General features: G+C 69.5%; 18 protein-coding genes. 6 read left to right on the top strand and 12 right to left on the bottom strand.

The annotated features are described in order from the left end of the window. Window positions 1–2: 2 nt before the first annotated feature. Entirely contained in the window at window positions 3–1,055 is a 1,053-nt protein-coding gene (locus B5F73_RS00485; RefSeq protein ID WP_087224818.1) for a hypothetical protein, read from the bottom strand. A gap of 97 nt (window positions 1,056–1,152) precedes the next feature. Here B5F73_RS00485 and B5F73_RS00490 point away from each other — a divergent pair, with 97 nt between their 5' ends. After that, window positions 1,153–2,109, top strand: coding sequence for an SPFH domain-containing protein (locus tag B5F73_RS00490; RefSeq protein ID WP_087224821.1), 957 nt, complete (start codon window positions 1,153–1,155; stop codon window positions 2,107–2,109). Between the two features lie 231 nt (window positions 2,110–2,340). On the opposite strand, the gene B5F73_RS00495 is transcribed toward B5F73_RS00490, so the two are convergent. The 4 genes from B5F73_RS00495 to B5F73_RS00510 all read right to left on the bottom strand — a co-directional run bounded on the left by B5F73_RS00495 (window position 2,341) and on the right by B5F73_RS00510 (window position 7,937). Beyond that, complete coding sequence (locus B5F73_RS00495) at window positions 2,341–5,277, bottom strand: ABC transporter permease (RefSeq protein ID WP_087224824.1); 2,937 nt, start codon at window positions 5,275–5,277, stop codon at window positions 2,341–2,343. Between the two features lie 2 nt (window positions 5,278–5,279). Further along, the gene (locus B5F73_RS00500) at window positions 5,280–5,960 is read right to left on the bottom strand and encodes an ABC transporter ATP-binding protein (protein ID WP_087224827.1); all 681 of its coding nucleotides are present in this window, start codon (window positions 5,958–5,960) and stop codon (window positions 5,280–5,282) included. A gap of 234 nt (window positions 5,961–6,194) precedes the next feature. Continuing rightward, a complete protein-coding gene (locus B5F73_RS00505; protein WP_087224831.1) occupies window positions 6,195–7,238 on the bottom strand; it encodes a HAMP domain-containing sensor histidine kinase in 1,044 nt (347 codons plus the stop codon). Window positions 7,239–7,256: 18 nt separating this feature from the next. After that, window positions 7,257–7,937, bottom strand: a complete 681-nt coding sequence (locus B5F73_RS00510; RefSeq protein WP_087224834.1) for a response regulator transcription factor — start codon at window positions 7,935–7,937, stop codon at window positions 7,257–7,259. A 195-nt stretch (window positions 7,938–8,132) separates the two neighbouring features. Between B5F73_RS00510 and B5F73_RS00515 the strand changes: the two genes are divergently transcribed. Beyond that, window positions 8,133–9,926 carry a carbon starvation CstA family protein gene (locus tag B5F73_RS00515; RefSeq protein WP_087224837.1) on the top strand — a complete coding sequence of 598 codons (1,794 nt, stop codon included), beginning with the start codon at window positions 8,133–8,135 and terminating at the stop codon, window positions 9,924–9,926. Window positions 9,927–10,305: 379 nt separating this feature from the next. Here the strand turns inward: B5F73_RS00515 and B5F73_RS00520 are convergent, their stop codons facing one another. The 6 genes from B5F73_RS00520 to B5F73_RS00545 all read right to left on the bottom strand — a co-directional run bounded on the left by B5F73_RS00520 (window position 10,306) and on the right by B5F73_RS00545 (window position 17,474). Continuing rightward, window positions 10,306–11,691, bottom strand: a complete 1,386-nt coding sequence (locus B5F73_RS00520) for a TrpB-like pyridoxal phosphate-dependent enzyme (RefSeq protein WP_087224839.1) — start codon at window positions 11,689–11,691, stop codon at window positions 10,306–10,308. A gap of 222 nt (window positions 11,692–11,913) precedes the next feature. Then, the gene (locus B5F73_RS00525) at window positions 11,914–12,582 is read right to left on the bottom strand and encodes a SprT family zinc-dependent metalloprotease (RefSeq protein ID WP_087224842.1); all 669 of its coding nucleotides are present in this window, start codon (window positions 12,580–12,582) and stop codon (window positions 11,914–11,916) included. A 22-nt stretch (window positions 12,583–12,604) separates the two neighbouring features. Next, window positions 12,605–13,177: a helix-turn-helix transcriptional regulator gene (locus tag B5F73_RS00530; protein ID WP_087224845.1), complete on the bottom strand. Its 573-nt coding sequence runs from the start codon at window positions 13,175–13,177 to the stop codon at window positions 12,605–12,607. Between the two features lie 87 nt (window positions 13,178–13,264). Further along, window positions 13,265–13,936 (bottom strand): HAD family phosphatase, encoded by a 672-nt coding sequence (locus B5F73_RS00535; protein ID WP_087224848.1) that lies wholly within the window; start codon window positions 13,934–13,936, stop codon window positions 13,265–13,267. Next, a complete protein-coding gene (locus B5F73_RS00540) occupies window positions 13,933–16,158 on the bottom strand; it encodes a hypothetical protein (protein WP_087224850.1) in 2,226 nt (741 codons plus the stop codon). The genes B5F73_RS00535 and B5F73_RS00540 overlap by 4 nt, the downstream gene beginning before the upstream one ends. A 32-nt stretch (window positions 16,159–16,190) precedes the next feature. Beyond that, window positions 16,191–17,474 (bottom strand): DUF1015 family protein, encoded by a 1,284-nt coding sequence (locus B5F73_RS00545; RefSeq protein ID WP_087224853.1) that lies wholly within the window; start codon window positions 17,472–17,474, stop codon window positions 16,191–16,193. An 82-nt stretch (window positions 17,475–17,556) separates the two neighbouring features. On the opposite strand from B5F73_RS00545, the gene B5F73_RS00550 reads away from it, so the two are divergent. The 4 genes from B5F73_RS00550 to B5F73_RS00565 all read left to right on the top strand — a co-directional run bounded on the left by B5F73_RS00550 (window position 17,557) and on the right by B5F73_RS00565 (window position 21,213). Further along, on the top strand, window positions 17,557–18,219 hold the full coding sequence (locus B5F73_RS00550; RefSeq protein ID WP_087224856.1) for an HAD hydrolase-like protein: 663 nt from the start codon (window positions 17,557–17,559) through the stop codon (window positions 18,217–18,219). Between the two features lie 110 nt (window positions 18,220–18,329). Beyond that, window positions 18,330–18,677, top strand: a complete 348-nt coding sequence (locus tag B5F73_RS00555) for a phasin family protein (RefSeq protein WP_087224859.1) — start codon at window positions 18,330–18,332, stop codon at window positions 18,675–18,677. Between the two features lie 7 nt (window positions 18,678–18,684). Then, complete coding sequence (locus tag B5F73_RS00560) at window positions 18,685–20,478, top strand: AarF/UbiB family protein (protein WP_239379745.1); 1,794 nt, start codon at window positions 18,685–18,687, stop codon at window positions 20,476–20,478. Between the two features lie 144 nt (window positions 20,479–20,622). After that, window positions 20,623–21,213 carry a DUF308 domain-containing protein gene (locus B5F73_RS00565; protein ID WP_087224862.1) on the top strand — a complete coding sequence of 197 codons (591 nt, stop codon included), beginning with the start codon at window positions 20,623–20,625 and terminating at the stop codon, window positions 21,211–21,213. A 276-nt stretch (window positions 21,214–21,489) separates the two neighbouring features. Here the strand turns inward: B5F73_RS00565 and B5F73_RS00570 are convergent, their stop codons facing one another. Further along, window positions 21,490–22,578: a hypothetical protein gene (locus B5F73_RS00570; RefSeq protein WP_087224865.1), complete on the bottom strand. Its 1,089-nt coding sequence runs from the start codon at window positions 22,576–22,578 to the stop codon at window positions 21,490–21,492. Window positions 22,579–22,626: the final 48 nt, after the last annotated feature.

The following is a 22,626-nucleotide window of genomic DNA, read 5'->3' on the forward strand; positions in this document are numbered from 1 at the left end:
CCTCAGTAGAGCCCGAGGGCGCTCTCGAGGGCCTCGTCGAGCGACTCCTCGTCGACGGTCCAGGTCTCGCCCACGCGCGCGAGCTCGACGCTGACGAACGCGCCCTCCAGGGACGCGGCCCGCTCGCAGGCGTCCTGCCAGAGCGCGGCGACCTCGGCGCGCTGCTCTTCGCTCAGCGGGGCCGGCTCCTCGCCGTCCCGGACGGAGAGGCCGTGCTCGCTGAGATAGTCGTAGAGCTCCGTGTCCGCCTCGCTGATGATGCTGTTGAGGTTGCGCGCCTCGGTGTCGAAGTAGGCCGAGCCCGTCCCGTCGTCGTAGGCGTAGACGCTGCTGAGCTCGTAGGTGGCGCCCGTGAGCGCCCACGTCGCCCAGGCGTCGGCGTCGATGCCGAGCTCGGCGGCCGTGTATCCCTCCCAGGACTGAAGCTCCTCGTCGAGGTAGGTGGCGGCGCGGTCGTGCAGGGACCCGGCTGCCGGGTCGGCGAGAAGCTCGTTCAGCCGCTGCTCGACGGCCTCGCCGGCCGCCAGGTCGAGCTCGTCGGCGGTGTCGCGCCAGTCGCCGCCGCCGTCCGACACGTAGTCGTCGAAGGTGACCCCGTTCTCGAAGAAGACCGCGTCGACGCCGTCGGCAACCGTCTCCGTGACGAGGGAGACGCAGCTCACGAGCAGGTCCCCGACCACGCCGAAGAGGGTGACGGCCACGGCGAGCGCAACGACGCAGCCGAGAGTCGTCCTCTTTCGGGAGCGCCCCTGGGCCCGCCTGGCCCCCTCGGCCGTCCGCTGCCACTGCTGGCCGAGCGAGGGCGCGCGCGGAGTGGGCGCCTCCTCGATCGAGGGCGCGTCGTAGCCGTGGCCCCGGGTGGTGGGCGCCCGGTAGTCGTCGGAGACCTTGTGAGGCTCGCCGTCCTTCTCGCCATGCGGGGCGTAAGGGGTCTCCTCCTCGTCTGCCGGCTCCTCGTCGAGCCACTCGGGCTCGTCTCCGGGCATTATGGGATCGCCGGCGTTGAAGGGGTCGATCTGGCTGTCGGGTGCGTTCGAGAACCTGAAGCGAGGCATTCTGACCCCCTCCTTACGACCTTCTGTCCGTCTCAGTATATTCCTGAGCCCGCATATGGGTATGCTAGGGGAACGTAAGCCGTTCTAGGGAGCGCATATGTTTGGAAGCTTCATAGGTGTCCTCGTCGTGCTGGTGGTCGTCTTCGTGATCGTCGGCATCGTCACCGGCAACCTGTTCTACGTGGTCAAGCAGCAGCATGCCGTCATAATCGAGCGTCTGGGCAAGTTCCACCGCATTGTCGGCGCGGGCTTCCACGCCAAGATCCCGTTCGTGGACCGCAAGGCCGCCACGGTCTCGCTGCGCACCATGAAGAACGGCTTCAACATTGACGTCAAGACGCAGGACAACGTAACGATCGGCCTCGAGGTCTCCGCGCAGTACCACGTGAGCTACGAGACGGGCTCCACCCCGCAGCAGTCCGGCGTCTACAAGAGCTACTACATGCTGCAGCAGCCCGTGGCGCAGATGCGCGACTTCATTACCGACGCCCTGCGCTCGTCGATTCCGGTCTACACGCTCGACGAGGTGTTTGCCAAGAAGGACGACATCGCTCGCGACGTCAACGACACCGTGTCCGAGCAGATGACCGCTTACGGCTTCACGCTCGTCTCGACGCTGATCACCAAGATCGCGCTGCCGGCCGAGGTCGAGGACTCCATGAACCAGATCAACGCCGCCCAGCGCACCAAGGCCGCCGCGCAGGACCTGGCCGAGGCCGACCGCATTCGCCGCGTCACCGAGGCGCAGGCCGAGGCCGAGGCCATGGAGAAGTCCGGCGAGGGCATTGCCAACCAGCGCAAGGCCATAGCCGCCGGCATTTCCGACTCGCTCGCCACGATCCAGGAGACGGGCGTCTCCGCAGCCGAGGCAAACCAGCTCTTCATGTTCACGCAGTGGACCGAGATGATGGGCGAGTTCGCCAAGGCCGGCAAGGCCTCCACCGTGGTTCTGCCGAGCGACTTCACGCAGACCGCGGGCATGTTCGAGCAGATGGTGGCCGCCGGCGCCGCCGGGCGCGACGCGACCGTGCCGCCTGCGCGACCGCAGCAGTAGGGCGTCTGACAACGGGTGTTGGAACGCGCGGGTCCCGGGCATGCGCCCGGGCCCGCGTTCTTCTCGGCCGCCCCTCTCGCCGAATAACGCGCACGATTTGCTTTGGTTTCATATATCGGCAGGGAACAATTTGACGCGAAGCAAATCGTGCGCGTTATTTTGGACTTGGGCGAGAAGAACCCCGGCTCGCGAGTTGCGGCGAGCCGGGGCCGGGGAGGGGACGTACGTCCGCTACAGCGCGTCCGCGCGCAGGGCCTCTACCACGTTGGAGGAGTCGCAGCGGCGCAGGGCGTAGGCGACGCTCACGAGGATCACGGCGAGAACCACGATGAGCGAGACGCCGACCTGCGGCCAGGGCAGCTGGAACTCGTAGGTCGAATACGAGAGCGCCATGGCCTGGTAGAGGCCGACCGAGGCGAGGGCGGCCAGGGCAAAGCCGATGAGGAAGCCGCGCAGGGCGTAGCTTGCGCACTCGTAGGCGATCATGCGGCGGAAGGCCCGCCCGCCCATGCCGATCGAGCGGAGCACCGCGAACTCGCGGCGGCGCAGGATGAGCGCGTTGGCGAGCGTGTTGAAGACGTTGGCCACCGCGATGAGGCCGGTGATGACGGCGAAGAGGAAGACGAACGTGTTGACCGTCGTGGCCATGAGGCGCGACTGGAGCTTGGCGTCGGCGATGTTGGTGTAGGTGACGTCGAGCTCGGGGTAGTCCGCGGCGATCTTCTCGAGCGCATCCTGCGCCCGGTTGGCTCGCTCCGCGTCGCCGCCGGTGTCGAGGGACATGCTGGCGCGCAGGTACCCGGCGTTTGCTGCCAGGTCTATGGCCGAGGCGGGCAGGATGAGCTGGAGCGTGCCCGAGGAGGTGACGCAGTCGGGCGGGTAGTCCGCGAGCGCGCCGACCTCGATGTCCTGCTCGCTCGCGACGGCCTCGTCGTAGGGGAGGTACTGCTCGTCGCCGTTGTCGTCGTAGTAGAGTGCCCGCAGACCGCCGGACGGGTCGTCCTCGATGCTGGAGACGAAGCGGCCGTCGAGATCGGCGAACTCGAGCGACTCGATCGTGCCTGTTCCGGTGAATGGTCGGTAGTTCGCGTAGGTCATTCCGTTGTTGATGTCGTAGGAGTTCACGGCTATGGCGCGCGGGTGCGCGGGGCCGCAGAACTCGCTCGGGTCAAGGCCCAGCTCGCTTACGTAGGCCTTCCAGGTTGCGTCGTCGACGAAGTCGAGGTAGACGCTGCCGTACCAGGAGCCGTCCTCGTGGGGCGTCATGGTGGAGTCGAGGTTCGCGGCGTCACTGTTGAGCATGCCGGCGGGGACGAGCGCGTCGGCAACGTAGGACGTGATGTAGCCGTTGGTCTGCGCGCCCTCTACGCCCTGGGCGTCCTCGTAGAAGCGTGCGAGCGCCTTCTGCATGCCGGGACCGTCCACCTTGCCGTCGGCGAGCGCGAGGGTCTGGTCGGCCTCGGCGCCGGTGGCGTCGATATAGAGCAGGAGGTCCTGGCCCTCCATCGTGTCCATAGCCGTGCTGCTCGCGTAGCTCATGACGTCGGCGATGGCGCCCGAGGTGATGAGCAGCGCGACGGAGACGGCGAGCGCGGCCACGGTCACGCGTCCCTTCGACGAGCTGCGCGTGAGGTTCTTGTGGGCGATGAGCCCGGGGATGCCGAAGAGGCGGCCGGCGATGCCGAGCGAGATGCGCGTGGAGTCGCCATTCCTGTTGGCGCGTCGCTGGGCGCGCGCGGCGCGACGGGAGAGGCGTACGTCCTGTGTCTGGCGGATGGCGTCGACCGCCGAGACGCGGCTCGCGCGCAGCGCGGGCACCCAGGCGCTCACGAGGAGCGTGAGAAGGGCGAGTGCGGCCGAGATCCCGAGCGCGACGGGGCTTACGACCACGCGCGCCTGATCGGTGCCAAAGAGCGCGGTGATTCCGTCGCCCACGAGACCAAAGACCACGAAGCAGCCGAGAAGCCCGAGCGCGAGGCCCACGGGGATGCCCACGCCGCCGATGACGAGCGCCTCCACGAGCACGGTGCGGCGCAGCTGCCGTCTGCTCGCGCCGAGCGAGGAGAGCAGGCCGAACTGGCGGGTGCGCTCGGCCACGGAGATGGCAAAGCTGTTGTAGACGAGCGACACGCCGGCGACGACCACGACGGCGGCGAGAATGGCGGCGACCTGGTAGAGCGTGTTCCAGATCGCGGTGTCCGGCGTCACACCCATCCAGCGGATGAGGCTCGAGTGGACCGTGGAGCCGCCGTCGATGTCGCGCGACCACACGTTGACGATGTCGTCGGCGAGCCGCTCCGCCTCGGCGGGGTTCTCGGTGCGGAAGAGCACGGAGGCCCAGGTGGCGTCAGAGTCGTCGGTCATGACGCGCTCGAGGGCCGAGCCGTCGTCGTAGACGTAGGCGGCGTTGCCGACCATTGCGAGCGTGGCGGAGTAGCCGTAGCTGCGGTAGAAGCCCACGACCGTGCCGCTCAGCTGGCCGAGGTCCGCGCTGAAGGACTCGCTCTGCGTGGCGTCGTCGATGTAGTCGCCGCGCAGGCTCGTCATGGTGAAGCTCACGCCGTCGGTGAGGCTCGTGACCGTGCGCGTGCCGAGGTCGAGCGTGACCTTGCTGCCCAGTTTGATGGGCCCTCCGTCCGCGGTGGTGAGACCGCAGGGCGCGAGCTCGACGTTCTGCAGGTAGTGGGGGAGCACGATCTCCCCGGGCGCCTCCGGGGCATGTCCGGCGACGAGCTCGGGGTCCTGGACGAGGGGCTTCTCGCTGTCCTGTTCGGTGGGCCAGGTCTTGGCGTAGAGGTACTTGCCGAAGAGGTCGCTGTTCTCCTCGCCGAGCGATACGGTCCCGAGGTCGGCGATGCCGGTCCAGTCGACCACGCCGGGCTCGTCCTGCAGGCGGTCGAGGTCGTCGGCCGTGATGCCGGCAGCCTCGGCGTACCACCAGCCCTCGCTCTCGGCGGTGCGCTGGATGAGCGCGTCCGTGAGCGAGACGACGCTCGTCAGCACGGCGGTGATGAGCGCGCAGGAGAGCGCGATGCCGATGACGGAGACGACCGTGCGCACGCGGTTGGCCTTGAGCGAGCGCAGCGTGAAGCGGGTGAAGACGTTGCCGCGGGGCGCGACGGCGGCCGCGAGCGCGCGGTCCTTCTCGCCCTTGAAGTGCTTGGCCATGGCTACCTCGCCCTCGTGTCGGAGGCGATGCGGCCGTCCTCGAGCGCGATCACGCGGTCGGCCGAGAGGGCGATCTCCTCGTCGTGGGTGATCACGACAAGCGTCTGCTTGAGCTCGCGGTTGGACTTGCGCAGGAGGGCCATGATCTCGGCGGAGTTCTTGGAGTCGAGGTTGCCCGTGGGCTCGTCGGCCAGCACGACGGCCGGCGCGTTCATGAGGGCGCGCCCGATGGCCACGCGCTGCTGCTGGCCGCCGGAGAGCTGGTTGGGGAGGTGGTGCTCGCGACCGGTGAGGCCGAGCCTGCTCAGCAGCGCCCTGAGGCGGCGCTCGTTCACCGGGCGGCCGTCCATGAGCACGGGCAGGCACATGTTCTCCACCACGTCGAGCACCGGGACGAGGTTGTAGAACTGGTAGACCAGCCCGACCTCGCGGCGGCGGAAGACCGCGAGCTGCTCGTCGGAGCGCTCGAAGACGTTCTCGCCGTTCAGGTAGACGGTGCCCGAGGTGGGCCGGTCCACGCCGCCGATCATGTGCAAAAGCGTTGACTTGCCCGAGCCGGAGCTGCCGATGATGGCCACGAACTCGCCGGCCGCCACGCTGAAGCTCACGTCGTCGAGCGCGCGCACGGCGGTGTCGCCGGTGCCGTAGGTCTTGGTGAGATGGTCGATGCGCAGAATGTCCATGCTACCTCCCTGGTCTTGTCGACAATTCTATGGTGGGGGAGGCGCCCTGCGCGCGCGTGACGCGCGCGTGACGGATCAGTCACATGGGTGACTTTGCGATTTGTAACGTTTATCAGCCTCAAAACGTTACGAACCGCAAAGTGACACCCGGCAAACTGCGATTCGTAACGTTTTTCGGCCCAATTTCGTTACAAATCGCAAAGCGCGCCGCGGGCGAGAAGAACCGCGGCCCCGCTAGACGGTGGCCTTGAAGAAGACGAGGTCGAAGCGCGCGCCGCCGCCCGGTGCGTTGCCGGCGCGGATGGAGCCGCCCTGCGCGGTGACGAGGCTCTTGGCCAACGCGAGCCCGATGCCCACGCCGCCGGGGTCGACCTCGGAGCTGCCGGCGCCCTCGCCCTTCTCGCCGCCGCGCCAGAAGCGCTCGAAGACGTGCGGCAGGTCGCCCTCGGCGATGCCGGGCCCGGTGTCCTCCACGCGCAGGCGGAAGGCCAGGGCGTCCTCCGTCACCGTCACGCTCACGCACCCGCCCGCCGGCGTGTGCTCGAGGCAGTTCTTGAGGATGTTCTCGAGGGCCTCCGCCGTCCAGGCGAGGTCGCCCTCAAAGCCGGACCCCACCTGCACCTCCCGCGCGAGCTCCACGTCCGCGAGGTCGAACGCCACGGCGAGCGGCTCGGCGGCGCGCTCGACCAGCTCCGCGCCGTCCACGTGCACCCGCGAGAAGCTCACCACGCCCGCGTCGATGCGCGCGAGCTTGAGCAGGCTCGACACGAGCCACTCCACGCGGCCCTCCAGCCGCTCCATCGTGCGCAGGCGCTCGACCTCGCCCGGGTGGCCGCCGTTCTCCACGAGCGCGCCGCGCGTGAGCGACGTCATGAGCGAGAGGCTCGTGAGCGGCGTCTTGATCTGGTGCGAGACGTCAGCCAGCGCGTCGGCCAGCGCGTTCTTCTCGCGCAGCAGGTCCTCGTTGGCGAGCTCGAGGCGGCTGCGCATCTTGTCCAGCTCCGAGGCCAGGACCGCGAGCTCGCCCTCGCGCATGCGCTCGAAGCTCACGTCGCGCTCCCCGTGGAGCACGGCGTCCACCTGCGAAGCCATGCGCGCGATGCGCCGGTAGCGCAGGCGCGTCGACACGAGGAACACGCCGAGAAGGACCGCGACGGTCGCGGCGACCACGACGGCGGCGGGCACGCCCGCGAGCGCCCACGCCGCGCCGGCCCCCGTGACGCCCACGGCGAGAAAGGCGAAGACCGTGCGTCTGACCTCAGCGTTTCTCAGCAGCATGTGCTTCTCGCCCGCCTGCTAGCCCTGGGCCCGATAGCCCAGGCCGCGGACGGTCACGATCAGGCGCGGGTCGGCGGGGTCGTCCTCGAGCTTGTCGCGCAGGCGCTTGATGTAGACGGAGAGCGTGTTCTCCTCCACATAGGCGCCGGCGTCGTCCCAGAGGGCGTCGCGGATCATGTCGCGCGTGACGATCCTGCCCGCGTTCTTGGCGAAGAGCAGCAGGAGCCGGTACTCCAGGGCGGAGAGCGGAACCTCGCGGCCGTCCTTCTCGGCGCGGGCGCGGTCGAGGTCGATGGTAACAGGGCCCAGATGCGCCACCGAGCGCTCCGGGCGGGCGCGGCGGATGGCGGCCTGCACGCGGGCCACGAGCTCGCGCGGGCGGAAGGGCTTGGCGACGTAGTCGTCCGCGCCCATGCCGAGGCCCGTCACCGTGGAGAGCTCGTCGTCGGCGGCGGTGAGGAAGATCACGGGGACCTCGGGCGTCACCCGCTTGATGGCGTTGCAGACGGCGTATCCGCTGCCCTGCGCCAGCGTGAGGTCCACGAGCGCGAGCGCGAAGTCGGCGTGCGGCGCGCAGGCAAGCTCGACGGCGCCGGCCTGGGTGGGGGAGGAGACCACGACGTAGCCCTCGCCCGCGAGCAGCTCGGAGAGCCCCTCGACGATCAGCGGGTCGTCCTCGGCGAGCAGTATGCGCAGCATGGTCCTCCCCTCGTTGCCTGCATCCGAGTATAGGGGCCGGAAGGGATGCGGTCTCGTGACCCTTTCGTCACGGTCCTCCTGTGAACGGTATGTTTCGCGCGGGTTAGCGGTCGGAAACTATGTCGGAACTGTGAAAGGGGTTCAGATGTTGCGCGCGCAACATGTCCGAGGCTCCAACGTACTAGGGAGGGAAACATGAACGGAATCGTCATCGTGCTCGTCGCGGCCGTGGTCCTGGCCGCCGGGTACCTGCTCTACGGCCGCTGGCTCGCGCGCACGTGGGGCATCGACGCCGAGGCACTCACGCCCGCGCGTCGCATGGAGGACGGGAAGAACTTCTCGCCCGCCTCGTGCTTCACGGTCTTCTCGCACCAGTTCAGCTCCATCTGCGGCGCCGGCCCCGTCACGGGCACCATCGCCGCGATGATGTTCGGCTGGCTGCCGGTCCTGCTGTGGGTGCTCGTGGGCGGCATCTTCTTTGGCGCCGTGCACGACTTCGGCGCGCTCTACGCGTCCATGCGCAACAACGGCAAGTCGCTCGCGCAGCTCATCGAGAAGTACATCGGGCGCACCGGCCGCCGCCTGTTCCTGCTGTTCAGCTGGCTCTTCACGATCATCGTGATCGCCGCCTTCGTGGACATGGTCGCCGGCACGTTCGTGGCGACCTTCGACGCCGCGGGCGCCGTCGACACCGCCGCGTCCTACGCGGGTGGTGCGGCCGGCACGATCTCGATCCTGTTCACCTTCGTGGCCATCGCCTTCGGCTGGATCAACCGCCGCTTTGGCCTCACCGGCTGGAAGGAGCTCGTGCTCGCGGTCGTGCTCTTCGTGCTCATGTTCGCGGTTGGCATGCAGATTCCCGTGTACCTGGACAAGCTCGGATGGTTCGCCGTCATCACGGTCTACCTGCTCTTTGCCGCGGCCATGCCCATCCAGACGCTCAAGCAGCCGCGTGACTACCTCACCTCGATCATGATGCTGGTCATGATCGTCTGCGCAGTGCTGGGCATCTTCGTGCTCGGTGTGAACGGCGAGGCAGAGATGACCGCCCCGATGGTCGCCGACCTCGGTGCGCTCGCCGACGGCGGGCAGTATCTCTTCCCGCTGCTGTTCGTCTCCGTGGCGTGCGGCGCGCTCTCCGGCTTCCACAGCCTCGTCTCCACCAACACCTCTTCCAAGCAGGTCTGCAACGAGAACGACGCGCTGCCCGTGGGCTATGGCGCCATGGTGCTCGAGTCCTTCGTGGGCGTGCTCGCCATCGTTGTCGCCGCGATCATGTTCGCGCAGATCAACACCAGTGGTGCGGGCGGTGCCGCGGTGGGCACCCCGTTCCAGATCTTCTCGCAGGGCGTGGCCCGCGGCATGATGGCCTTCGGCGTGGACGGGACGCTCGCGACCGTCTTCATGACGATGTGCGTCTCGGCACTGGCCCTCACCTCCGTCGACGCTGTCGCCCGTATCGGACGCCTCTCGTTCCAGGAGTTCTTCGCCAAGAGCAACGACGCTGCTGAGGAGGCCGGCGCCGGTGCGACCGGTGCGGCCAAGTTCCTCGCGAACACCTGGGTCTCCACGGTGCTCACGCTGGCGCTGGGCCTCGCGCTCGCCTTTGGTGGCTACACCAACATCTGGCCGCTCTTCGGTGCGTCCAACCAGCTGCTCGGCGGCATGACGATGATCATGCTCGCGGTCTTCTGCAAGTGCACCGGTCGCAAGGGCTTCATGCTCTACGTGCCCGTGGCGTTCCTGCTGGTGAGCACCTTCACCTCGCTCGTCCAGAGCATCATCGGCTGCGTGAGCGCGCTCTCCGCGAGCGGAGCGGCGGTGATCGCGACCTCGGGCCTGCAGCTCGTCTTTGCGATCCTGCTCGTGGTGCTCGGCCTGATTGTTGCCTACAACTGCCTGAAGGAGCTCTTCGGCAAGGCTGCCGGCTCCATTCCCGACGAGGACCCCGAGTGGTCCGACCTCGGTCGCGCGAACTGCGGCAAGTAACGAACGCCGAACGTCTCTGACGGAGGTTGCGACCCATTGCGAGTCGCGGCCTCCGTTCACGTTATGGAGCCCTTTTCTCGCTAGAGCGCGTCGGCGGCGCATTAGTCTGCATAAAACCGGCTCTCGTGCTACATATCAGCGGGGTTCATGATCAAAATGCTCGTTCGTGTAGCGCGTTTTCTGCCTGTGGTTGCGATGCGATTTGGTTCTTGATATTGCGACCTGCGGAAACAGAGGTCATCAAACTTTTTCAGGCATACTTTGGGATCAAATCACGCTGCACGAGCGAGGGTTTTATGCACGGAATCGCCGTAATGCAGCACGAACGACTCTTTTATGCAAAAGGAGGGACGAGCCGATGGCTCGTCCCTCCTTTTTCCTACTGGATTCCCGGGATGCTCGGGATGGTGGCAAAGCCAGCCTCCAGCTCCTCGTCGGACGGTACGTGGTCCTCCATCTCGCCGCGGTTGTAACGGTCGTAGGCGACCATGTCGAAGTACCCGGTGCCCGTGAGGCCAAAGAGGATCGTCTTGGCCTCGCCGGTCTCGCGGCAGCGCTCGGCCTCGCGAATGGCCGCCAGGATGGCGTGCGAGCTCTCGGGTGCCGGCAGGATCGTCTCAAGCTTCGCGAACCGCTCGCCCGCCTCGAAGACCTCGGTCTGGCGCACCGCCACCGCCTCCAGATAGCCGTCGTGCTTGAGCTTGGAGACGATCGGGCTCATGCCGTGGTAGCGCAGGCCTCCCGCGTGGTCGGGGCTCGGGATGAATCCGTTGCCCAGGGTGTACATCTTGCACAGCGGGCAGGTCTGGCCGGTGTCCGCGAAGTCGTAGGCGTAGCGGCCGCGCGTGAGCGAGGGGCAGCTCGCGGGCTCCACCGCGATGAAGCGCGTGTTCGGTCGCTCTCCGCGCAGCTTGTCGCGCATGAAGGGGGCGATCAGGCCCCCCAGGTTGGAGCCGCCGCCCGCGCAGCCGATGACGATGTCGGGGTACTCGCCGAGCTCGCGCAGCGCCTCGTAGCTCTCCAGTCCGATCACGCTCTGGTGCAGCACCACCTGGTTGAGGACGCTGCCCAGCTGGTAGCGCCCACGATTCTCGGGCACGTGCAGCGCGCGCTCCACGGCCTCTGAGATGGCGGTCCCGAGCGAGCCGGTCGAGCCCGGGTGCTCGGCCAGGATGCGCCGGCCCGCCTCGGTGGTGTCGCTCGGCGACGGCGTCACCGTGGCGCCAAAGGTCTCCATGATGTTGCGGCGGAACGGCTTCTGCTCGTAGGAGCACCTCACCATGAAGACGTCGAGGTCAAGACCGTAGTGTGCGGCCGCCTCGGCGAGCGCGGTGCCCCACTGCCCGGCGCCGGTCTCGGTGGTGATGTTGGTGAGGCCCTGCGCCGCGGCGTAGTAGGCCTGCGCGAGCGCGGAGTTGAGCTTGTGCGAGCCGCTCGTGTTGTTTCCCTCGAACTTGTAGTAGATGTGCGCGGGCGTGTCCAGCGCGCGCTCGAGGTTGTACGCGCGGCAGAGCGGACTCGGGCGGTAGACCTTGTACATCTCGCGCACGGGCTCGGGGATCTCGAAGTAGGCCGTGTCGTCGTCGAGCTCCTGGTCGATGAGGGCGTCGGCAAAGACGGGCGCGAGGTCGGCGTGCGTGGCCACGGCACCGTTTGGCAGGCGCATGGGCTCGGGTTTCTCGGGCATGTCGGCGCGCAGGTTGTACCAGGCGGTCGGGATCTGCTGCTCGCTGAGGTAGGTGCGGTAGGGGGTGGTGCCGGTCATGACGCGCTCCTTTCGCAGTCGGTTCTTCGCGCACAAGAAAAGGGCCCCCGGAACTGAGTCCGAGGGCCCTTATGTATGCGTGAGTGGCCTCGTCAGTCCGAGAGGGGAGTCGTCCTTGTCCACCACCACGCGCCAGCGCCGGCCACGGCCGGGGCGCCAAGAAGTGCGATGTGCGCGAGACGGGACATTGACGGCATCCTTTCGGAGACGGCTGAGGGCAGCTTACCCAGAGTTTGTTTCATCAGCGTTAACGGTTGGGCACGAATCGGCGGCGAGCTCACGCGCGGGGCGGCGCAGCAGGGCGCGGGCGGCGTGCTCGTTCGGGTACGCGCCGGCGAGAAGGGCGTGGAACCGCTCGCTGTGACTCGGCTCCAGAAGGTGCGTGAGCTCGTGCGCGACGACATAGTCAAGGCAGGTGGGCGGGTAGGCCGCCAGACGAACGTTGATGCGGACGCGTGCGGTGCGCGGCGTGCACGAGCCCCAGCGCGTGGACATCGCGCGCAGCTGCCAGCCGCTCGCGTGCACCCCGAGCGCGGCCTCCATGCGTGCGGCGACCTCGGGCAGCCTCGCCGCCAGCTCGGTGCGGTAGAGCTCGTCGGAGGCGGCTCCGGCAGGCAGCGGCACGAGCGCGCCCCAGAGCGGGACGAGGCCGTCGTCGGGCACGTCGGCGCGCGCCTCCCGGCGACGGACGTGGTCGTGCAGCCAGGCCTCGTGCGCGTCCAGGAAGCGCTGCGCCTCCGCGAGCGGGCAGCGTGCGGGGACGGACAGGTGCGCCGATCCGTCCGCGCGCACTCGCAGGTTGAGCCGCCGCACGCGTTTGCGCTCCACCTCGACGGGGATGCCGTCCGGTCCGCCTGCGAAGAGCGTCCAGGTTGTGGTTCTTCTCGTCATGGGCGCATTGTAGCGCGCCGGCCTAGAAGATCGCGTCCAGCAGCGCGTCTACGATGAGGAAGATCGCGACGACGCCGACGAGCCCGAGCACGCGGTGGCTCCGGCGCCGCCCGTCTTCCGCGGGCAGCTCGCCGGTCTCGATGAAGCGCGCCACCTCGCGCGTGACGCGCAGGTCGTGGTCGCGCTCAAGCCGCCACGCCCGCCAGGCGAGCGGCACGCACACGACGAGCAGCGCGCACCAGACCCAGAGCATGTTCGCCCCGCTCACGCGCTCGGTCAGGTCGAGCGCGATGGCCGGGACCCAGAGCAGCGCGAGCACGACGTAGATGATCTTGAGCTCGCGCCGCGCTGCCTCGGTGCCCTCGCGCGCCGCCTGCAGCTGTTCCTCGCCGAGGAGCTCCGACAGCGGGCATCCCAGCTCGTCCGCCATCGTTGCCAGGCTCTGCACGTCCACGAGCGTCTTGCCCCGCTCCCAGTTGCTGACAGTCTGCCTCGAGACGTGCAGCCGGTCCGCCAGCGCCTCCTGGCTCAGGCCGCGTGCGGAGCGCACCTCGGCGACGCGTCGCCCGACGCTCTCCTTGTCCAGCCTCGTCATGGTGCCCCCTCTCTGCTCCCAGCATGCCACGACGGCGCCTGCCCGTCCGTCAAAAGGCTTTTGCAACCGCCGGAAACGCCGCCGGACTCAGCCGAGAAGACCCTCCCAGCCCGCGATCCAGCGGTCCGCGGCGCGCCGCAGCTCGGCGGCGGGCTGACGCGGGTCGCTGCTCTCCACTGCGACCGTGGCCATGCCCGCCCGCGCCGCGGAGAGCGTTCCGGGCAGGATGTCCTCGAACACGGCGCAGTCCGCGGGCTCGGCTCCCAGCCGCCGCGCCGCCTCGAGGTAGATGTCGGGGTGGTCCTTGCCGCGCGCGACCTCGCGTCCGCAGACCACCTCGTCGAAGAGCGCCCCCACGTCCACGTGGCGCATCGCGCCGAGCACGTGCGGGTCGTTGGTGGTGGCGAGCCCCACGCGTACCCCCTGCGCCCGGAGCGCGCGCACGTACGCCTCGGCGCCGGGGCGCAGCCGGACCTCGTTCTCGTAGAGCGCGGCGCCCAGGCGGTTCCACTCGTCCACGATGTCGGCCACCTCGTCGCGCAGCCGATAGCGCTCCACGCACCACTGGGCGCCCGCGGCAAAGCCGAGCGTGGCCAGCGTGGTCGAGGCGTCCTCGTCGAAGGGGAGCCCGCGCGTGGAGAAGAAGATCTCGTCGACCCGGCGCCAGAGCGGCCAGGTCTCGGCGAGGGTGCCGTCGAAGTCAAAGATCGCGGCCGAGAAGGACGGCGGCCACAGGCTGACCCGCTGCGCGTCGCTCATCGGTCGGGCTCGTCCTCGAGCGAGCGGAGCACGCCGTAGAGCACGTCGTCGCGCATGACGGAGCAGAGCGAGCGGACCACGTCGCGGCTCACGCCGAAGAGCTCGGCGTCGACCGCGGAGCGGCTCGCGCCCAGCAGCGCCTCGCCGACCTCCTCGGTGGGCGCGAGCGGGATGTCCTCGGCGCGCAGCGCGCGCTCGACCTGCTCCTGCGTGAGCGAGGCCTCCGAGGCGCCCCCCACGTGGCCGATGAGCGCCACGACGGCCAGCCCGGCCACGAGAACGGGCGCGCCGAGCCGCGCGCACGCGAGCTGGTAGCACGCCTGCGCGGCAAGGACGTGGCCCTCCTGCCACTGGAGCTGCGCCATGCGCAGGTAGCCGAGGCCGATCGTCTCGGGGTCGTGCGCGAGCGAGAGGAGCCGGCGCAGCTCGTCTGCCGCCTCGCGTGCCTCGCCGGCGGCCTCCAGGCACTGGGCGAGGTGCAGGCTCGCCTGTGCGGAGAGCGGCGCGAGCTCCCGTGCGAGGCGCGCGTGCGCGAGCGCCTCCGCCGTGTCGCCACGAGCGAGGGCGCAGGCCGAGACGATCAGGTGCCCCTCGAGGTAGGCATCCGGGGCGAGCTGGCACGTCTCGCCCGCGGGCGCGACGAGACGGTTGTAGAGCACGCGGTCCGCGTAGGTGCCGAACGACCGCCAGGCCTCGCCGTCCCGGTCCGCATAGGTGCCGAGGTCGTCCGGCACGGAGACCGCCTCGCGGGCGCGCCGCTCCGCGCCCTCGACGTCGCGCGCGTAGAACGCCTCGCGCGCCCGCTCGACGCCGCGCTCGAGCGGGCCGCCGTCGACGAGCGCCTCCAGGATCGCGACGGGGTCGTCCTCGAGCGTCCCGTCGACGAGCTCGCCCACGCAGCGCAGCGCGGCCTCGCGGACGTCGTCCGGCGCGCCCTCGGAGACGGAGAGCAGCGCGCGGACGTTCTGCTCGGTCGAGCCGCCGAGGCCGCGCGCGAGCTCGTCCGCCGCGCGCCGTAGCGCCGCCGCCTCGTCGATCCCGAGGTCGCACTCGCGTGCGGCGCCCAGCTCGTGCGCGGAGGTCGGGGGTAGCTCACGGTCCGAGAGCTCGACCGGCTCCCAGCGCCGGGCGGGGCAGAGCCGCTCGTCGTCGAGCGAGAAGTCCTGGCGCACGGGCGCGAGCGAGAGGTTCCTCTCGTCCATGGTCGCGCCGGCGGCGCGCATGAGGCCCCAGACGTCCAGCGGCCCCTCGAGGTCGACGCCCTCGAGCTGCGTTCGCGTGAGGCGGGCGGAGTAGTAGCAGGCATGGCTCACGGGGCCGTCCTCGACCCCGGCCACCCAGACCTCGTCGAGCTCGGGCGCCACGAGCAGCGCGTAGCCGGCGAGAAGGACGCCGAGCCGCAGGTTGTAGTCGCTCGCCGCGCGGCGGCGCATCTCGGAGGTGGTGGACACGATGCCGAGCCCGTCGACGAAGGTCGTCGCCCACCAGATGCGCGGCGGCACCAGGTCGATCTCGAAGGCGGCGCGCCGGCCGACCACGTTGACGCGGAAGCGCGCGGTGAGCCGGTAGGGCAGGCGCGCGGACTCGATTGCCTCGGAGAGCGTCCGGCGCACCTCCCACTCGCCGCGCGCGGGCGTCTCCCTGCGGCGGGCGAGCAGCGGCGCCTGGGCCGTGATCGAGCGGGCGCAGCGCGCCTCCAGGCGCACGAGGTCCTCGAGGCTCGCGGAGTCGGGGTCGTCGAGGGCGCGGGTGGCGAGAAGGGCGGCGTTGAGCGCCGCCTCGACGCGCAGCACGCGCAGCTTGGTGGAATAGGGGAGCTCGTCCTCATCTATGCGCAGGTAGAAGAGGTCCGAGGTTCGCGGGCGGACCACCCTGAGCTCGATCGCGCCGCCCTCGTCGCGCCCCGCGACGCCCGCCTCCTGGAGTCTCTCGGCGAGATAGGTCTCGAGCGGGCTGGGAGCCGCGCCGGCGCCCGCGCTCTCGGTCCGCTCGCGGACGTCGTCGACGAAGCGGCGCAGGACGTGCAGGGGGTTGGGGGAGGAGGCGAGCCTCTGGGAGAGGGCGTCGAGGTCCAGGCGAGACACCTGGGCGTCCGCGCCCTCGGTGGTCGCCATCTGGTCGCGATCCTCGCCCGCGCCCTCGGCGGCCTCCGCGTCGGTGCCCACGAGCGCGGCGAAGAGCCTGCCGAGCCTGCCGTGGCGCTCGTCCCTCTCCTCGCTCATGGCACCTCACCTCCCGTGTTCTTCTCGCTCTCTTACTTATTCCCCTCTATCGCGTGGCGCGCGCCGTCGATGACGGACTCGCGGTGGTTGACGCGCCGCACGAAGAGCCCGCTCAGAAGTTTGGGCGAGAACCACGTGGACTTGGGCGGCATCGTGAGCCCGGCGTCGGCGACCGCCATGACCTGGTCCATGGTGGGCGGCCGGAGCGAAAACGCCACGCCCGTCTCGCCCGCGCGCCGTGCGAGCTCGGCTGCGTTGACGTTGCCGACGAACGCGACGCGCGAGTCGTCCGTGGGGTCGTCCACGCCGAGCACGGGGGCGAGCACGCGGTCCTGCAGCAGCGAGGCGTCGAGCGACGCGGACGGGTCGTCCGGGAGCGGGCCCTCGAACGCGAGCTCCCTCCACGCCCCGAAGGCGTACATGCCCGCGTGCCCGGGCGCATCGGGCCTGACGGGGCCCTCCCGGCGCGGCCCGACCGAGACGCCCGACGCCTCGAGCGAGCTGACGAGCGCCTCCTCGGAGAGCCCGGCCGCGTCCGCGACGACGCGGTCGTAGGGGCGGATGTCGAGGTGGCTGGCGGGGAAGAGCACGCCGAGGAAGTAGTTGTACGCCTCAGAGCCGCTGCAGCGCCCTCCCTCGCCGGAGCGGGTCTCGTGGCAGACGCGCTCGGCGGCGGCGACGCGGTGGTGCCCGTCTGCGATGTAGGCGCGGTCCACGTACTCGAGCATGAGGCGCAGCGACTCCACGGCCGCGGGGCGCGCCACGCGCCAGACGGTGTGCTCCACGCCCGCCGCGTCCGTGAGCTCGTAGAGGGGGTCTGCGGCCTTGGCGGCCTCGACGAGGGCCTCCAGCACGGGGTTGTCCCGATAGGCGAGAAGCGCCGGCCCGGTCTGGCAGCAGGTCGCGGCGATGTGGCGCGCGCGGTCGTCGACCTTGGCGGGCCGCGTGAGCTCGTGGCGGCGGATGACGCCGTTGGCGTAGTCGTCGAGCGAGAAGGCGGCGACGATGCCGGTCTGCTCGTGGCCGTCCGTGCGCAGGCGCCAGAGGTAGAAGCAGGGGGTCCCGTCGCGCAGGAGCGTGCCGTCCGCCACGCGCCCGGCGAGCAGGTCGTGCGCGTGGGCGTAGACGTCGTCCGCGTGCGGGTCGTGGTCGGCGGGGAAGGCCGTCTCCGGGCGGTCGACGGCGAGGAAGGAGCCCGGGTGCGCGTCGATGTAGGCCCGGGCGCCGGCGCGGTCGAAGACGTCGTAGGGCGGCGCGGCGAACTCCGCGGCCCGCTCGGGTCGCGGCCGGTAGCAGGTTATGGGCTCGACGTGCATGGGACCTCCGTTCGGTTGCTGTGACCATGATACCCCGCCCCGCGCCGTGCTACTCTGGGAGCTGCTCGCGGAAGGGGGAGCCATGACAGCAGACGTCGCCGGCAGAAGGCTCGTCATCTTTGACTTTGACGGAACGCTGGCCAACACGGTGCCGGCCATCGTGAGCACGGCGCGCACGGTGCTGGCCCGCCACGGGCTCACCGACGAGGCCATGGGCGACCTCACGCGACTGGTGGGCCCGCCCTTCCCACAGGCCTACTCGCTCGTCTACGGCTTCTCCGAGGAGGAGGCTGCCCAGATCACCGCCGAGTACCGTGCCATCTACCGCGGCATCGGCCCCGAGGCCTGGCCGCTCTTCGACGGCGTCGCGGCGCTCCTGCGCCGCCTGCGCTCCGCCGGGCGCCTCACCGCCGTCGCCTCGTCCAAGCAGATGGCCATGGTCGAGCGCGCCCTCGCCGACAACGGCATCACGGAGCTCTTCGACGTCGCGCTCGGCAAGTCGAGCGACGCCGAGGGCGACAAGGTCTCCCTCATCAGGCGAGCGATGGACGACCTGGGCGTGGAGCCCGCCGAGGCGGTCATGGTCGGCGACCGTCACCACGACGTGGAGGCCGCCGCCGCGTGCGGGGTCCCCTGCGTCGGCGTCACCTACGGCGGGACCGGCACGGTGGCCGAGCTCATGGGCGCCGGGGCCTGCGCGTGCGCGGACACGGTGGAGGAGCTGGGGCGCGTTCTTCTCGGTTAGGACCGCGCCCGCCGACCGCTCGGGTCGCCTGGCGGGAAAGACGCCGCGCGTTGTGGGTAGAAGGGACAGCATGGAACCGTCCTCTGTCCGGACGCGACGAAGGGAGAGACATGGCTGACTTTGACCTGACCGAGGGCCTGCGCAAGATGTTCCTCGCGGGCGTTGGCGCGGTGGCCACGGGTGCCGAGAAGACCCAGGAGGTCGTCGAGGAGCTCGTGAAGAAGGGCGAGCTGACGGTCGAGCAGGGCAAGACGCTCAACCAGGAGCTCACGCACAAGGTCAAGGAGGTCGTCGAGAACACCTCCGACACCGCGCTGCGGGCCCGCCTCTCGTCCATGACGGCCGAGGAGCGCGCCGCCTTCGCCGAGAAGGTCGCCGCGATGTCCGCAGAGATCGACGCCGCCGCCGTGAAGGTCGACGTCGAGGACGCCGACGAGGACGCGGCGGACGCCGAGTAGGAGCGACGTGGCGCACGACAGGGAAGACGATTTCTCGAGCGCCGAGCGCGGCGACGAGCCGAGTCCGGAGGAGGTCTCCGCCCGGGCCGCCCGCTCGGCGCAGGAGCTGCTCGACGCCTGGTACGAGCGCGTGAGCCATGAGTCGCTCGCGGGCGAGCGCCAGACGATCGGCCTCTTTGGCGGTCGCAGCGACGACGAGTACGCGCTCACCCGCGGCTCCAGGCTCGCGCGCATCGGCGAGATGCTCCAGATCGTGCGCCGCTACGACATCTTCCATGGCCTCACCCCCAAGAGCCTGAGGCGCATGCTCGAGGAGCTGGGCCCGACCTTCGTCAAGGCGGGCCAGATCCTCTCCATGCGCTCGGAGATCCTGCCCGAGAGCTTCACGCGCGAGCTCTCGCGCCTGCGCACCGACGTCGAGCCGATGGACCGCGACACGGTCCTCTCCGCCCTGCGCGCCGAGTACGACCGGCCGATCGAGGAGATCTTCGACGCCATAGACGACCGGCCCCTGGGGTCGGCCTCGGTCGCGCAGGTCCACAAGGCGCGCCTCGTGACCGGCGAGCTCGTGGCCGTGAAGATCCAGCGCCCCCACGTGCAGGAGATCATGGCGCAGGACATCTCGATCATGCGCTCGCTCGCGCGCCACGCGATGCGCTTCATGGGCGACGAGCAGTTCCTCGACCTGCAGTCGGTGGTCGACGAGCTCTGGCAGAGCTTCCGAGAGGAGACCGACTTCCTCGTGGAGGCGCGCAGCCTCGAGGAGTTCCGCCGCAACAACGCCGCGTGCGCCTTCGTGGACTGCCCCAAGCCCTACCCGTCGCTCTGCACGCGCCACGTCGTGGTCATGGACTACGTGGAGGGCATCCCCATCAACGACACGGCGCGCCTGGTCGCCGGGGGATACGACCTCTCCGAGATCGGCATCAAGCTCGCCGACAACTACACGAGCCAGATGCTCGACGACGGCTTCTTCCACGCCGACCCGCACCCGGGCAACCTCGTGGTGGTGGGCGGCAAGATCGTCTATCTCGACCTCGGCATCATGGGGCGGCTCTCCAGCCACGACCGCTCGGCGATGCGCGACATGGTGACCGCCGTCGCGGCCTGTGACTCCCCGAAGCTCGCCGAGGGGCTCATGCGCTTCTCGGTCTCCGACACCTCCGACGTCGACCAGGCGCACCTCCTGGCCGACCTCGACGCGATCGTCGCCGACTACGGCCTCTCCGACCTCTCCGACCTCGACGTCGGCGCGTTCATGAACGCGCTCATCTCCATGGCGCAGAAGGACGGCATCGAGCTGCCGAGCTCGGTGACCATGCTCGCGCGCTCGCTCGTCACGCTCGAGGGAACGGTCCACGGCCTGCTGCCGGACACCTCGATCGTGGAGATCATCCACGCGCACCTGCGCGCGCACGGCAGCGTGGGCGAGCTCGCGCGCCGCGAGACGGACCGGCTCGCCCGGCAGTCCGTCGCGGCGACCCATGGCCTGCTCAGTGCCGCGAGCGACGCCGGGCTCGCCATGCGCATGCTCACGCGCGGCCAGCTGCGCGTGAACCTGGACCTCGCCGGGACGGCAGACCCGCTCGAGGACCTCTCGCGCATCGCCAACCGCCTCACGATGAGCGTCATCGTGGCGGGCCTGTTCATCGGATCGTCCGTGGTCTACTACGCGCGCATCCAGCCGGTCATCTTTGGCATCCCCATCATCGGCTTCCTGGGCTATCTCGCCGCGTTCGTGCTGGGCGTGTGGGTCGCGGTCGACATCATCCGCGAGAGCCACCGCCGCCGGCGCCGGTAGGGCGTCAGGTTTGACGCAGCGATGTGTTGGTGACGTGAGGGTTTCCCCGTCTTGCGCCGCGGCGTCCCAGCCGTGCGGGAACGGGCACAAGAGAGGTATCAGCCGGCCCGGGTCGTCCGGGCCGTTCTCTTTGGAAGGAACCTCATGGAGCGGTACAACTCTGACTTCGATCACGTCGGCGACTTCGTCGAGCGCTGGAACGCGGGCGTGCGGCATGCGCGGGTGTGGACCATCGCGATCGGCGCGCTGCTCGTCGTCGCCGGCGTCGCGAGCGCGGCGGCGCCCATGAGCATCTATGCGCTCATCCAGGGCCTCGTGGCCGCGGCACTCATCGTGGGCGGGCTGGGGGAGGTTGCATCCTACGTGCATACCCCCGAGCTCTTCCGCAGCCCGACGATGCTCGTGATGGGCGTGCTCAACGCCCTTCTCGGCGTCATGCTGCTGGTGCTTCCCGCCTACCTCACGGCCGGGACGGTCGTCTTCCTGCTGGCGTTCCTGTTCATCATCTCGGGTGCCGAGCGCGTCACCTATGCGCGCCGTCTTCGCTACTTCGGGCTGCCCGACTCCGGCCTCACCACGGCGACGGGCGTCCTCAACATCGTGTGCGGTGTCGCCTTCCTGCTGATGCCGGCCTTCTCGGGCGTGGTGTTTGGCTACGTGGTCGCGGCCTATCTGATCGTGGGGGGCGCGAGCCTGGTCGTCGAGGGCATCTCGATGCGCCCGATCGAGCGATAGCGCGGTGTTTTGCGTTCCGGGAATCGCCGCCCTTGTCCTGACCCCCTCCAGAAATAGCCGTCCTTGTCGCCAGACCTTCTAGGAAACGCCGCCCTTGTCCTGACCCCCTCCAAGAATCGCCGCCCTTGTCCGTCGAACTGCCATCCGGTTCGTACAAGGGCGGCATTCTTTAGAGCGCCACGGGACAAGGGCGGCAATTCCCAGGCCGTCTGCTGACAAGGGCCACGATTTCTAGATCGCACGACGACAAGGTCCGCGATTCTCGGAGGGCCCACCCTACCCGAGCCCGTACGCCTCGACGGGGACCGTCTCGAGATGCGGCTCCTCGTACGAGGCCACCAACGTCGCGCGACGCTCGCGCTCGCGACCGTTCCAGTGGATGCCGTCGATGAGCTCGAGCTCGTCGTGCAGCCACGCACGTCTCGCCCGCCTGCTCGCCGCCTCGTCTCTGGTGAGGTGCGGTGCGTTCATGCCGAGGTCTGCCCGTGCCAGCGCCACGATGTCGTCCATGTAGTCGAGGTCGTCGTAGAGGGCCTTGGTGAGCACGTAGTTCTTGAAGTTCACCGCGAGCATCTCGTTCTGGCGCCGTGCGTCGCGCTCGAAGGTCTCGGGTGTCTTGTGGATCCCTCCGTTGTAGTCGAACGAGACGCCGGAGAAGGGGGCGTGCACGCTCGTGGCTCCGAGCAGGACGTCCGGTCTCCTCACGCCCGGGCCGAGCGCCGACCCGATGCGCATGACCTCGAGCGGGGCGTTCATGGAGAGGACGCGCAGGTGGTAGCCACCGAGTGACGGCTTGAGCCCGAGGCGCATGGAGAGACGCGTCTCGTAGGGGGAGGCCGACCCCTCGCAGGCCTCGGCAAGCGCGGAGCGGACCTGCGCCGTTCCGGGGACCGGGCCGAGTGCGTCGAGGTGGGTTAGGATTCGCTCGCGGGTCGTGAGGGGCACTCGACGCTCGAACATCCCGTCCTCGCTGTCAGGCGCGATGGCATAGGTGCCCAGGAGCTCGCCGAGGAGGAAAATGAGCTCCAACCGGGTGAGCGACGGTGCCATCTGGACGACGAGGTGCTCGGGGGAGGAGCAGTAGACGTCGTCGGAGAGCCTGATTGCGGAGCCGACGGGGAGCGGAACGCGCGAGCGATGCACGCACGCGAGCTGCGGCGAGAGGACATGGGCCCGACGCGACGCGCAGACGTGAATCGGCAGCGTGAGCTGCGGGAACCGGTCATGGACGGCCTCGATGTCGCCCTTGCTGGGCGAGCTCTCCGGCAGCGGTGCGCTTTCCCGCTCGCCGCGCTCGAGCCGCCGCTTCAGCGAGATGCCCCTGAGGGCCTCGAGCGCGGTGGTATGTGAGAGTAACGTAGACATGGGAACACCCTATCGCATGCGACACCATGTAGTTGTCTACCTGCGAAA

Origin of the sequence: Olsenella sp. An270 (assembly GCF_002159735.1) — a bacterium.
GTDB lineage: Bacteria > Actinomycetota > Coriobacteriia > Coriobacteriales > Atopobiaceae > Thermophilibacter.

Coding starts and splice junctions, on each gene's coding strand:
- B5F73_RS00485 (WP_087224818.1), bottom strand. CDS start 1,055: ATGCCTCGCTTCAGGTTCTCGAACGCACCCGACAGCCAGATCGACCCC.
- B5F73_RS00490 (WP_087224821.1), top strand. CDS start 1,153: ATGTTTGGAAGCTTCATAGGTGTCCTCGTCGTGCTGGTGGTCGTCTTC.
- B5F73_RS00495 (WP_087224824.1), bottom strand. CDS start 5,277: ATGGCCAAGCACTTCAAGGGCGAGAAGGACCGCGCGCTCGCGGCCGCC.
- B5F73_RS00500 (WP_087224827.1), bottom strand. CDS start 5,960: ATGGACATTCTGCGCATCGACCATCTCACCAAGACCTACGGCACCGGC.
- B5F73_RS00505 (WP_087224831.1), bottom strand. CDS start 7,238: ATGCTGCTGAGAAACGCTGAGGTCAGACGCACGGTCTTCGCCTTTCTC.
- B5F73_RS00510 (WP_087224834.1), bottom strand. CDS start 7,937: ATGCTGCGCATACTGCTCGCCGAGGACGACCCGCTGATCGTCGAGGGG.
- B5F73_RS00515 (WP_087224837.1), top strand. CDS start 8,133: ATGAACGGAATCGTCATCGTGCTCGTCGCGGCCGTGGTCCTGGCCGCC.
- B5F73_RS00520 (WP_087224839.1), bottom strand. CDS start 11,691: ATGACCGGCACCACCCCCTACCGCACCTACCTCAGCGAGCAGCAGATC.
- B5F73_RS00525 (WP_087224842.1), bottom strand. CDS start 12,582: ATGACGAGAAGAACCACAACCTGGACGCTCTTCGCAGGCGGACCGGAC.
- B5F73_RS00530 (WP_087224845.1), bottom strand. CDS start 13,177: ATGACGAGGCTGGACAAGGAGAGCGTCGGGCGACGCGTCGCCGAGGTG.
- B5F73_RS00535 (WP_087224848.1), bottom strand. CDS start 13,936: ATGAGCGACGCGCAGCGGGTCAGCCTGTGGCCGCCGTCCTTCTCGGCC.
- B5F73_RS00540 (WP_087224850.1), bottom strand. CDS start 16,158: ATGAGCGAGGAGAGGGACGAGCGCCACGGCAGGCTCGGCAGGCTCTTC.
- B5F73_RS00545 (WP_087224853.1), bottom strand. CDS start 17,474: ATGCACGTCGAGCCCATAACCTGCTACCGGCCGCGACCCGAGCGGGCC.
- B5F73_RS00550 (WP_087224856.1), top strand. CDS start 17,557: ATGACAGCAGACGTCGCCGGCAGAAGGCTCGTCATCTTTGACTTTGAC.
- B5F73_RS00555 (WP_087224859.1), top strand. CDS start 18,330: ATGGCTGACTTTGACCTGACCGAGGGCCTGCGCAAGATGTTCCTCGCG.
- B5F73_RS00565 (WP_087224862.1), top strand. CDS start 20,623: ATGGAGCGGTACAACTCTGACTTCGATCACGTCGGCGACTTCGTCGAG.
- B5F73_RS00570 (WP_087224865.1), bottom strand. CDS start 22,578: ATGTCTACGTTACTCTCACATACCACCGCGCTCGAGGCCCTCAGGGGC.